Below are 11,059 nucleotides of genomic sequence, written 5' to 3' on the forward strand. Positions count from 1 at the left end.
GGACCAAATGGTCGACCAGACGCTATCTGGACACGACACTATTGGAAAAACAAAGATTGACCGCTTGAGAGGTTCAGATCACCAGCCAAATCCAAAAGTGCGAAAGATATTTGACACTACCCCGGTCGACAGCATCTCTTTGGTCAGTGCCGGGAAATGCGCGATGACCTGGTATCAAACGCGATCTGAAACCTAATTTTCGACAATTGGTGAACCTGACACATTAGGGTCACGTAGTGGACGCCCATTTTGGTCTACTAGCGTTGTTTTGCAGGTGCCAGTTTCATCATCAAAAATTAATGAACGATCGAGATGCATGTAACCCGACAACATGTGACTCAGTTCAACTTCATTCCAATCTCTGAAGATTTGAAGACGCTGGCCATCCGGAAGGTATCCAGAATAGGACGATACCTGAAGCTGTACGATATCAACAGATTGCTCATTTTCTCCGGTAAGGTAGATGTGCGTGGCATCACGGAGTGAGGCTTTGTAATGTACTCTAGCGGCAATCTCACTAAACTGAAAACCAGAGATTGAAGTACCGGAAAGTGAAAACGGGCCCCTCGGGCCGATTTCCATCTGCAAACCACCGTCGTTTACGAATACGATACCAAGCTGACCGATCCTCATCGCGATAGACTGGCCAGGAATGTTCGTCATGAGATCAAAAGAACCTGACCTTCCGTCATCAAGGATCTGATAGGTAAAAAGTGAGAATGGAAAATCCCAGTGAAGACAATTGAAGAACATCGGCTTTCGGGCACTTTGCATTACGTAATGACAATGCCTGAGTTCCTCAATGTAGGCAGGTGGAACTATCGGACCCTTTTCGGGGTCACTTCGGTCCAAAAGCAGCCCGGTCTCTTTGATTAGAATTCCAATAAGGATCTTCGATAGCCACTGCGCCATCAATAACAGATTCTCAGATGTGTCTAAAAACCCCTTTTGAAGTACCTTTCTTACGGAACGCTCGATCTGTGACAGATAACCCGTATTGCACACATTGCAGCAAGGAACGGTAATCTTTCGATAGGGTATCGATGTGCGGTTCAGAAGATTCAAGCTTTTGTCCGCCAAACTTTGATCATGTTGAAGCCAAAGGGGGATCACATGTTCGCCTCGGCCAGTACTGGGAGTACCTCCACAGGAAAAGCACCTTTTCTCTGTTATGCTTGACTCGTTTGTCGCCCTATCTACCAGTTCAAGAAGTCCCATAACTCCTTGATTCCTCTAACCCATTTTGAGGTAGCTGCCGGAGAATGAAGACTTTTTACCACAAAAATCCGAAGCCCCAATTATAGCCGTTACCTAACGAGTAACCCCCATGGGTCCCTAGGCGCGGCCCGTATGACCTATACCGGGTGCTCCTGCAGATAACCCAGCGCCACAAGTCGGTACAAGCACTGGTACAAAAGAGTGCCAGTTAGTACAAAGGCGTAGCTCAAATATTCTTATTTTCTGGGCATTTGGAGGGGTGAATGGTGCCCAGAAGAGGACTCGAACCTCCACGACCGTGCGGTCACCAGCACCTGAAGCTGGCGCGTCTACCAATTCCGCCATCTGGGCATTTCAACACGAGGGCGTCATGTAAGACCGTGACAGTTTTCTGTCAATGACAAATCCGGCTGTTGAAGCAATTCGTTTTAAATAAGCGACGCTTAAAGCAAAAAGGGATATCCGCCCTCGTGTTTGAGCAAACTGATCTTCATTTCCACGCCGCCTTCGCCGGAAAATCCGCCGAGGCCATTTGCCGAGAGAACCCTGTGGCAGGGAATGATGATAGGGATCGGATTGGCGCCGCAGGCTTGGCCGACCGGCTGACCGTAGGTGCCGAGATCCCTTGCGATGTCGCCATAGGTGCGGGTTTCGCCGTAAGGGATCGCCTGCATGGCTCGCTGCACCGCATGCTCGAAGTCTCCGCCCTTCGGCGCCAAAGGCAGATCGAACTGCTTCAGATCGCTATCGAAATAGGCTGAAAGCTGACGAACGGCCTCGTCGAGAACCTCCGATTGACCTTGTGGTCGCTTGCGCTGCGCTTCCGAGTGCCAGAGCAGCCTCACGATCCTGCCGTCGCGCTCGACCACCGCAATCGTGCCGACCGGCGTTTCTACATGGGCGCAATTTTCCACATCGGGCAGCGATGCGGCCGGTTCCGGACCGGTGGTTGTCCTGTGGCTGTCCATGCCGGCGATTCTCTATCCAAGCGACAATTCTGTCAATCTGTCGCGCCGCTGATCGGCTGCGCGCCCCGCGGTCGTTCGACACAGGCATTGAGGTTATGCCGGATATCTGGCTAAACTTCCAATTGCAAACATTGTTGGAAAACATGAAACCCGCAAATTGGCCATGCCCGTGCCCCTCATCGAAGCCACGCCGCCGTTCCGGCGCAAGGCGGGGCCTGCGCCGATGACTGATCTTCCTGCGCAACTGCAGCGATTGAGGATCATCCAGTCGTTACGATTCACCGTATTTTCCGCCGCTGTTCTCATTGCGGCGGCGTTGACCGGCATGTCGACCGGCATCGCGACACTGGTTCCCGGAATCATGCTCGTCCTGTTCCTGCGGGACGAATCACTGGTCGCCAGCCTGGCGCTGCTCGCCGGTGTATTGTTTGGCGCCGCCGTCGTTTTGCTGAACAGCTATTTCTGGGCCCAGGCGCCGCTACTGTTCCTGATCTTCAGCCTGATTGCGATACTGGGTCTGGCCTACTGGGCCGCGCAGGGCATTCGCGGCCGCTGGCTGTACCTTCCCTTCCCGATCGCCGCGCAACTTTGTCTCCTGAGCGCCGTCTTCGCCGAGATCAGCGGCGCCGCGGACGGCGTCGAGGCCGCCTATGTCTGGGTCAAGGAAATGCCCGTCGGTATTGTGGTCTTCTGGATCGTCCTGATCGGCTTGTGGCCATCGCCGAAGGCCAGCGACCTCGACAGGCTGGTCCAGGCGGCTCGCAGCGAATGCGCCACGCTGCTGCGCCAAACAATTCCGCCTGTTGCAAGGGGCTTGTCCACCGCATTCATCCCGAGCCCGGTCAGCCTGAAGTTCTTCAGCGATCTGATGCAGACAGTCGATCGCGCTGCGGGCATGCTCAGGACCGCCTCGCACGACCGGGAATTTCTGGTCGCCAGGCTTCGTGTTCTGTCGGCGATTTATACGAATATTCGCTTTATGCAGCGCACCTTCGAGGATCTTCCCGAACCGGGGCTGAGCCCGCAAGCCCGCGCCGCTGCGGCTGATATCATGTCGGCATTGTCCAACCGGATCGAGGATGCGCCCGCCGACGATACGACGGACGCCATTGTAACGATCAGGCGCGAGGAACAAAGACATGCCGCGGATGCTGCAAGAAACCTGTCGTCACAGCGCATCGCCGCCCGGCTTTCCGGCTTTGTCGTCGCTGCCGAGGCGCTCGGACAGGATATTGCCGATTTCGACAATCCCGACAGCCGGAGCCCCCCGGTATCCGATCCAAATCCGGAAGCCGACCCGGCGGCGCCATTGATGATCGACAGCCTGCAGTCGGCGATCAAGATTGTCATCGGGGTCCTTGTCGGCCTGCTGGTCATCATGATGACGGACCTGCCGGCAAGTTCCTATTTGGTGATCATCATTCTCATTGTGCTGGTGCAGCCCAATCTCGGACGCGCGCATCTGCGCGTCCGCCTCTGGTTTCCGGGTGTTCTGGCCGGTTCGCTCTGGGCCATGGCCGGCCTGACGGTTCTGTCTGTGCTGCCGCATTTCGGGGTGTATCTCGTCTGGTTCCTGCCGGGTCTGTTTCTGGCCGGCTATTTCGGCACCGGCCCGGACCGGGTGTCCTATGTGGGCATACAGATCGCCGCGGCGATGGCGACAATTCTCGGCATGGCCGCCTATCCGGTGAACAACGTGATTTCCGCCGATGCCCGAATTGTCGGCGCCGTCGTCGGTTTTGTGATTGCCCTGGCGATCTACCACTTCATCTGGCCGATCCATCCGGCCACCCTGTTGCGGACGAACCTGGTTCGCAATCTGCGGGACATAAGCGCTGTCCTGGAGCGCCTGTGCGACACCGAAGCCGCGGAACGGGACGCCGGCAAAGAAGCCGGGCTGACCGGGCAAGTGATGGCGCTCAAGCTCCAGATTCAGGCCGATTTCGGTCTGCTCTACGACATCAGCTACCTGATTTCCCCACGGCTCCGGCCGGCCTACGACTATCATTCCCTCACACGTTGGTCGGGACAGATCTATCAACAGATCTGGTGTCTGCATGAAGCGCTCTCCGCCATTGACGACCTCGAACGGCGGCGCACCATCGTTGCGCCCATCGTCGCAGCCCGGAAGCCGCTTTCGGCCGTCCTGGAGACATTGGCGGATGATCTCGACAAATGCAGGAGCATGAACGCTCGGACAATGGAGCAACCGATCCACGCCGTCCGACAGCAGTTGCGGACGGCGCTTGGCGCGGTCGCCGCCGACACCGACGTCCGCCGGCAGCAGGATATCGAGTACGGTTTGAATTCGGTCGGCATGATGTTGTACTACCTCGACCGTTTCGCCGACGCGATGGATCTTGCGGCTGCAAGGCGTCCCCTTCGAACCGCCGAACTGGCGCAACTCTACGAGGCCGCAGACCGATGAGCCGAATCAGCAACTGGGCAACGTCCATACGGACCTGGATGATCGGATTGATGCTGCTGATCATCTTTGTGATCGTCTACTATATCGCAACCGATCGTATTACGCCGTTCACGACCGACGCCTATGTCCAGACGTATGTGGTTCAGGTCGCGCCCCGGGTCGAAGGCCAGGTCGTGGAGGTGCTGGCGAAGCAAGGCAGCGAGGTCAAGGCCGGTGACGCTCTGTTCCGGCTCGACCCGAAACCCTATCAATACGAGGTCGACCGGCTCAAGGCGTCACTCGCGGACGCCCAAACCAATATCCGGGCGCTTCAGGCTCAGCTTCAGTCCGAAAAGGCGGTCGTCGAACAGCGCCAGGCCGACGTCCAACTGGCGCAGGTCACCCACGACAGGGTCTCCACGCTCACGCAGGACAGCTTCGTCACCGTGCAGAAGCTTGACGAAGCAACCGACACGCTGAAATCCGACACTGCCCTGCTGGCCGAGGCAAAGGCCAACGTGCTGAACCTCCAGACGCTGCTGAATTCGATGATCGACGGCGAACACAGTCAGGTCGCCCAGGTCAGGGCGCAGCTCGAGACAGCGCAATACGATCTTGACCAGACCACGGTCTACGCCTCGATTGACGGCGTCATCGACAACATGCAGCTGCAAGTCGGCAAATATGTCGACGCCGGCGACGAGGTCATGACACTCATCGATACGGCGCAATGGTGGATTGTCGCGAACTATCCGGAGAACGCCCTGTCGGTCATCAAGCCGGGACAGAAGGTCAAACTCAGCTACTTCATGTATCCGGGAATAATCGTCGACGGCGAAGTCGCCTCGATCGGCTTCGGTGTTTACGAGGGACAGGGGCTGGCGAGCGGCGAATTGCCGGAAATTGAAAATCCGTCGGACTGGATCACCGAATCACAACGCTTTCAGGTACGGATTAGGCCTGTGACGAGCAGCGACCTGCCACTACGCGTCGGAGCCACGGCGCGCACCATGGTTCTGACCGGCGACAACGCGATCATGAACGGCCTTGGCCTGTTCTGGCTGTGGGTCGGCGCCAATATCGACTATATCTATTAGATATCGGTGCTTCGGCGTCTCCGCCTGAAAGCGTCTTGCGAGCGAGCTCACGGTTTATAAATAACCTATCTTTTCAACACGTTATATTAATCACGGTAGCCCACAGTTTTGTCAGGAAATCATCCCTGAAACTCCCTTTTTCAACCCCTGTGCGACCACAAACGGACGCCATCTTCACCCTCGTCCGGCGAATGGCCGGGCAGGCTGGCGCTCTCCGGAAGGGAGGCGCAGCAATCTGACAAAGGAGTCAAAACGATGAAAAAGCTTCTTCTCGCAACCGGCGTATCCATCCTCTCCATGGCGGCTGTCGCCGGAGCGGTCGAATATTCGGCAGCCGACGCCAATGGCGACGGTCAGGTGACGCTCATGGAAGCGCAGGCCGCCATGCCGGAAGCATCTGTCGAGATGATCGCCGCCGCCGATCTCAATGGCGACGGAATTCTGACTTCAACCGAGTTCGAAGCGCTCGCCCAATAGGCTGATACATAGCCGCGCACACCTCTCAGGGCGCACCGCTGACGCGTGCGCGGCCGCGCTTCGAGCATCCCCGCCATGCTTCCCCGTGGCGGGGATTTCTAATATGGCCGTCGGCGGCGGCGCTCCGGCTAATTGTCTTTCATCTTCAGCGCGGCGATGAACGCTTCCTGCGGAATCTCCACCTTGCCAAACTGGCGCATGCGCTTTTTGCCGGCTTTCTGCTTCTCCAGCAGCTTGCGCTTGCGGGTGGCGTCGCCGCCATAGCATTTCGCCGTAACGTCCTTGCGCAGGGCCGCGATCGTCTCGCGGGCGATCACTGTGCCGCCGATCGCCGCCTGCACCGGGATCTTGAACATGTGGCGCGGGATCAGTTCCTTGAGCCGCTCGCACATGTCGCGACCGCGCTTTTCCGCGGCGCTGCGATGCACCAGCATGGACAGCGCGTCCACCGGCTCGCCATTCACCAGGATCGACATCTTGACGAGATTGCCCGGCCGATAGTCGGTGATCTGGTAGTCGAAGGAGGCGTATCCGCGCGAAATCGACTTCAGCCGATCGTAGAAATCGAAAACGACTTCGTTGAGCGGCAGGTCGTAGGTGAGCATCGCCCGGCTGCCGACATAGGTCATCTCCACCTGGATGCCGCGACGATCCTGACAGAGTTTGAGGATCGCGCCCAGATGCTCGTCCGGCGTCAGAATCGTCGCGCGGATCCACGGCTCGTGAATTTCCGCAATCTTGACGACGTCAGGCATGTCGGCGGGATTGTGCAATTCGCGTTTCGATCCGTCTGTCATGACGAGTTCATAGACGACCGAAGGGGCCGTCGCGATCAGATCCAGATCGAATTCGCGCTCCAGCCGCTCCTGGATGATCTCCAGATGCAGCAGGCCGAGGAAGCCGCAACGGAAGCCGAAGCCCAGCGCCGCGGAAGACTCCATCTCGAATGAGAAGCTGGCGTCATTGAGCCTGAGTTTGCCCATGGCGGACCGCAAGTCCTCGAAATCGGCGGCGTCGACCGGGAAAAGGCCGCAAAAGACCACCGGCTGCGCCGGCTTGAAGCCCGGCAGCATCTTTGCGGTCGGCCGCTTGTCCTCGGTGATGGTGTCGCCGACGCGGGTGTCTGCCACCTCCTTGATGGACGCGGTGATGAATCCGATCTCGCCGGGGCCAAGCGCCTCGACCGCGGCCATTTTCGGCGTCATGACGCCGACCCGGTCAACAGGATAGCGGGCGCCCGTGCCCATCATGCGGATGGTCTGGCCCTTCTTTAGCTCGCCATCGATAACCCGCACCAGCACGATGACGCCGAGATAGGCGTCATACCAGCTATCAACCAGCAGCGCCTTCAGCGGGGCGTCGGAATCGCCTTCCTTCGGCGGCGGAAGCCGATTGACGATCGCTTCCAGCACCTCGGACATGCCCTGGCCGGTCTTGGCGGAAATCTCGACCGCGTCGGACGCGTCGAGCCCGATCACCTCTTCGATCTGCGCCTTGACGCGCTCGGGATCGGCGGCCGGCAGGTCGATCTTGTTGAGCACGGTGACGATCTCGTGGTCGTTGTCGATCGCCTGATAGACATTGGCGAGCGTCTGGGCCTCGACGCCCTGACTGGCGTCGACCACCAGCAGCGAACCCTCGCAGGCCGACAGGCAGCGCGACACCTCGTAGGCGAAGTCGACATGGCCCGGCGTGTCCATGAGGTTCAGCACATAGTCTTCGCCATCGCGCGCGCGATAGTGCAGGCGCACGGTCTGCGCCTTGATGGTGATGCCGCGCTCGCGCTCGATGTCCATGCTGTCGAGCAACTGGTCAGACATTTCACGCTCGGCCACGCCGCCCGTCATCTGGATCAGCCGGTCGGCAACGGTCGATTTGCCGTGGTCGATATGCGCCACGATCGAAAAATTGCGGATATGGGAAAGCGGAGTGCGGTTCGGTGCAGTCATGGAACTGCCCTATAGTCATTTCCCGTGCGGCTGAAAAGCCATTTTAATCCGGCGACGCTCGGCAAGGACGCTAGTGATCGTCGGTAATCGCCGCGTCCCCTACATCGGGGATCAAGCTGGTCTCGCCATTGCTGTCATTCGGCTCCCAATGCAGGTTCTTGTAATCGAAACCATGTTGCAGCGTCGGTTTCACGATCTTGAAATAGGGCGACAGGTCGAAATCGCGCGGGGCGTAGAGCGAATGATGCCGGATATGCAGGATTTCCTGCTGCGAATAGGCGGAGGCGGCCGATGCCTGCCCCTTGACGCGGGTAATCTCCGGCAGAATGGGATACTGGATCGACTGGAACGCCTGCGCGATCAGAGAGGAACAGATCGCCCGCGTCGGATCCCCGGAGCCGAGTGACAGCATGCGGCGGCGCCAGCGCACCGGAACCGGCGGCGTCGGCAGAAAATAGCGCAGCATGTCGATAATGTTGCGGGTATCGTATTTGAGGCCAAGTTTCGAAATCATGAAAGACAAGACCGCGCGCCGGTCGTCGCCCGTCAGCCCTACGGGCCGGCAGATCCGGGTATTGTAGGTCGCGTATTTGGCCAACGGCACGGCAACACAGCCTTCGCCGAGATTGACCTCGATGAGCTGCGGCCGGTCTCCGCCGTTCATGGGCGCCGGCAGTTCATCTCCGACGAAGATCGCCGAATGGGACCACGTCGACTGGGTCAGATACTTGATCGCGGCTGAAATCTTCTGATTGCCTTCAATCAGCAGCACATCGCCTGGAATCAGCGTCCGCTCCAGCGTCTCGGGATCGGACGGTGTATAGGGCTGATAGCCCGATGTCTCGCTCTGCAGCCGCGCCGCGACCATCCGGCCGAGACGATCCAGCAATGTGTCCTTGGCAATGGCGGCGGAACTCCCGGTCATGGCGCACACTAAATGACGCCTGCGCCATTATTTCAAGTCAGTTGCTTCTGGCGCGGCATGTCGCAGGCGCTTGACGCGGACCTCATAATTCCTATTTTAGAACGATTCTAAAATAGGAATTATTGCCATGCTGAGCAAGCTGACCGGCGCTCTTCGCCGCGACTTTTCAAGCTTGAGCGAACAGGAGATCCTGGCGCTCGCCATCTCGTCAGAAGAGGATGACGGGCGCATCTACCTCGCCTATGCGGATTTCCTGCGCGAGAACTATCCTGGTTCCGCTGCAATCTTCGAGGAGATGGCGGCGGAAGAAGACGGACACCGCCGGCGCCTGATCGATCTCTATCGCAAGCGTTTCGGCGAGCGCATCTTGCTCATCCGCCGCGACCATGTGCGCGGTTATTACGAGCGCCGGCCGCTCTGGCTGGCCAAGACGCTGTCCATCGACGCCATCCGCAGCGAGGCGGAGCGGATGGAAGCCCAGGCCGCCCGGTTCTACCGGGAAGCGGCGAAGCGCACGCAGGACGCGGCGACCCGCAAACTGCTGGGCGATCTGGCCCAGGAAGAGGAGAAGCACGGAACGCAGGCCGAGCGGTTGGTCGCTGAACACGCGCCGGAAGATGTGCGCGAGAAGGAATCCCAGCACGAACGCCGGCAGATGATCCTGACCTACATCCAGCCCGGTCTCGCCGGATTGATGGACGGCTCAGTGTCGACGCTGGCGCCGATCTTCGCGGCGGCGTTCGCCACCGGCGACACCTGGCAGACCTTCCTCGTCGGCCTCGCCGCATCGGTGGGCGCCGGCATCTCCATGGGTTTTACGGAAGTCGCTTCCGACGACGGCGTCATTTCGGGACGCGGCGCGCCGATCAAGCGGGGTTTTGCGACCGGAATCATGACAACACTGGGCGGCCTCGGCCATGCGCTGCCTTATCTGATCCCGCATTTCCATACGGCGACTGCGATCGCTATCGTGCTGGTAGTCTGCGAATTGTGGGCGATCAGCTGGATCCAGCACCGGTTCATGGAGACGCCCTGGTCGCGCGCGATCTTCCAGGTTGTGCTTGGCGGCGCGCTGGTCTTCGCGGCGGGTCTGGCGATCGGCACGGCATAATGGCGCAAGAAACGCGCGACAATTGTCGTCTAACCATTCCTGTGCAACGGTGGCGCCGCAAGTAAGCGAAAAGGCCACGCCCATGCCACAGCTTGTCGTCGACATTCCGCAATCGATCCTCGACGCGCTTGAAAAGCACTGCGCGCAAAGCGGAGAAACACCCGACCATGCGATCGCGCGCGCGCTCGCCGACGCGCTTCAGCTCGACCACGGCACGCTGTTTCAGGTCTCGACCTCCGGCGCGCTGATCGAGGGCGTGTCGGGCGACGCGGTGTCGATCGCCGCCCTGAAGGAGCAGGGCGACTTCGGGATCGGCACTTTCACTGGTTTCGACGGCGAAATGGTCGCGCTGGACGGACGCTATTTCCGCGTCGCCGGTGATGGATCCGTGAACGAAGCAGCGGATGAGACAATGACCCCTTTCGCCGTGGTCACGCATTTCGCGCCCCGGCAGTCAGCGCGGCTCGCACGCTTCGAAACGATGGCTGGGCTCGAAGAGCAACTCGACGCCTTGCGCGACTCCGACAACCACTTTTTCGCTGTCAGGCTCGATGGAAGGTTTTCGAGGATTCAAACGCGCTCCGTCTCGAAAACGCCTGTTGGCCAGTCATTGTCGGTTGCAGCGGAGCATCAGAGCGTGTTCGCCTATGAGGGCGTGTCAGGCGCGCTGATCGGCTTCTGGACGCCAGCCTACGCCAAGACGGTCAATATCGAGGGCTGGCACATCCATTTCATATCCGACGACCGGTCGAAAGGCGGCCACCTGCTCGATTGCGCGGCGGGCGGGCTCGACTGCCAGATCGAGGCGCTGAACGATTTCCGCATCGCCATTCCCGAAACCACCGCGTTCCTGAAAGCGCAGCTGACCGGCGATCCGACCGAAGCGCTCGATAAGGCCGAACATTAG

General features: G+C 59.1%; 10 protein-coding genes and 1 tRNA gene. 6 read left to right on the forward strand and 5 right to left on the reverse strand.

The window, feature by feature from the left end:
- Nucleotides 1-196: hypothetical protein (locus AAFN47_RS19580; RefSeq protein ID WP_499810945.1), on the forward strand; the 196-nt coding region annotated here is incomplete at its 5' end.
- Here AAFN47_RS19580 and AAFN47_RS19585 read toward each other — a convergent pair.
- The 3 genes from AAFN47_RS19585 to AAFN47_RS19595 all read right to left on the reverse strand — a co-directional run bounded on the left by AAFN47_RS19585 (nt 193) and on the right by AAFN47_RS19595 (nt 2,186).
- Nucleotides 193-1,065, reverse strand: a complete 873-nt coding sequence (locus AAFN47_RS19585; RefSeq protein WP_499810946.1) for a hypothetical protein — start codon at nt 1,063-1,065, stop codon at nt 193-195. The genes AAFN47_RS19580 and AAFN47_RS19585 overlap by 4 nt on opposite strands.
- Nucleotides 1,066-1,482: 417 nt before the next feature.
- Nucleotides 1,483-1,569, reverse strand: a tRNA-Leu gene (locus AAFN47_RS19590).
- Between the two features lie 92 nt (nt 1,570-1,661).
- Nucleotides 1,662-2,186 carry a methylated-DNA--[protein]-cysteine S-methyltransferase gene (locus AAFN47_RS19595; RefSeq protein WP_499810947.1) on the reverse strand — a complete coding sequence of 175 codons (525 nt, stop codon included), beginning with the start codon at nt 2,184-2,186 and terminating at the stop codon, nt 1,662-1,664.
- Between the two features lie 163 nt (nt 2,187-2,349).
- On the opposite strand from AAFN47_RS19595, the gene AAFN47_RS19600 reads away from it, so the two are divergent.
- The 3 genes from AAFN47_RS19600 (at nt 2,350) to AAFN47_RS19610 (ending at nt 6,167) form a co-directional block, all read left to right on the forward strand.
- Nucleotides 2,350-4,614 (forward strand): hypothetical protein, encoded by a 2,265-nt coding sequence (locus tag AAFN47_RS19600; RefSeq protein WP_499810948.1) that lies wholly within the window; start codon nt 2,350-2,352, stop codon nt 4,612-4,614.
- The gene (locus AAFN47_RS19605) at nt 4,611-5,690 is read left to right on the forward strand and encodes an HlyD family secretion protein (RefSeq protein WP_499810949.1); all 1,080 of its coding nucleotides are present in this window, start codon (nt 4,611-4,613) and stop codon (nt 5,688-5,690) included. Before AAFN47_RS19600 ends, AAFN47_RS19605 begins: the two co-directional genes overlap by 4 nt.
- A gap of 255 nt (nt 5,691-5,945) precedes the next feature.
- A complete protein-coding gene (locus AAFN47_RS19610) occupies nt 5,946-6,167 on the forward strand; it encodes an EF-hand domain-containing protein (protein ID WP_499810950.1) in 222 nt (73 codons plus the stop codon).
- 128 nt (nt 6,168-6,295) lie between these two features.
- Here the strand turns inward: AAFN47_RS19610 and lepA are convergent, their stop codons facing one another.
- Nucleotides 6,296-8,116: a translation elongation factor 4 gene (gene lepA / locus AAFN47_RS19615; protein WP_499810951.1), complete on the reverse strand. Its 1,821-nt coding sequence runs from the start codon at nt 8,114-8,116 to the stop codon at nt 6,296-6,298.
- A 70-nt stretch (nt 8,117-8,186) separates the two neighbouring features.
- Nucleotides 8,187-9,041 (reverse strand): C40 family peptidase, encoded by an 855-nt coding sequence (locus AAFN47_RS19620; protein ID WP_499810952.1) that lies wholly within the window; start codon nt 9,039-9,041, stop codon nt 8,187-8,189.
- A gap of 127 nt (nt 9,042-9,168) precedes the next feature.
- On the opposite strand from AAFN47_RS19620, the gene mbfA reads away from it, so the two are divergent.
- A complete protein-coding gene (mbfA, locus tag AAFN47_RS19625; protein WP_499810953.1) occupies nt 9,169-10,152 on the forward strand; it encodes an iron exporter MbfA in 984 nt (327 codons plus the stop codon).
- 82 nt (nt 10,153-10,234) lie between these two features.
- Nucleotides 10,235-11,059, forward strand: coding sequence for an acetolactate decarboxylase (gene budA, locus AAFN47_RS19630; protein WP_499810954.1), 825 nt, complete (start codon nt 10,235-10,237; stop codon nt 11,057-11,059).

Origin of the sequence: Hoeflea sp. CAU 1731 (genome assembly GCF_039888615.1) — a bacterium.
In the GTDB taxonomy this organism is placed as follows: domain Bacteria; phylum Pseudomonadota; class Alphaproteobacteria; order Rhizobiales; family Rhizobiaceae; genus Flavimaribacter.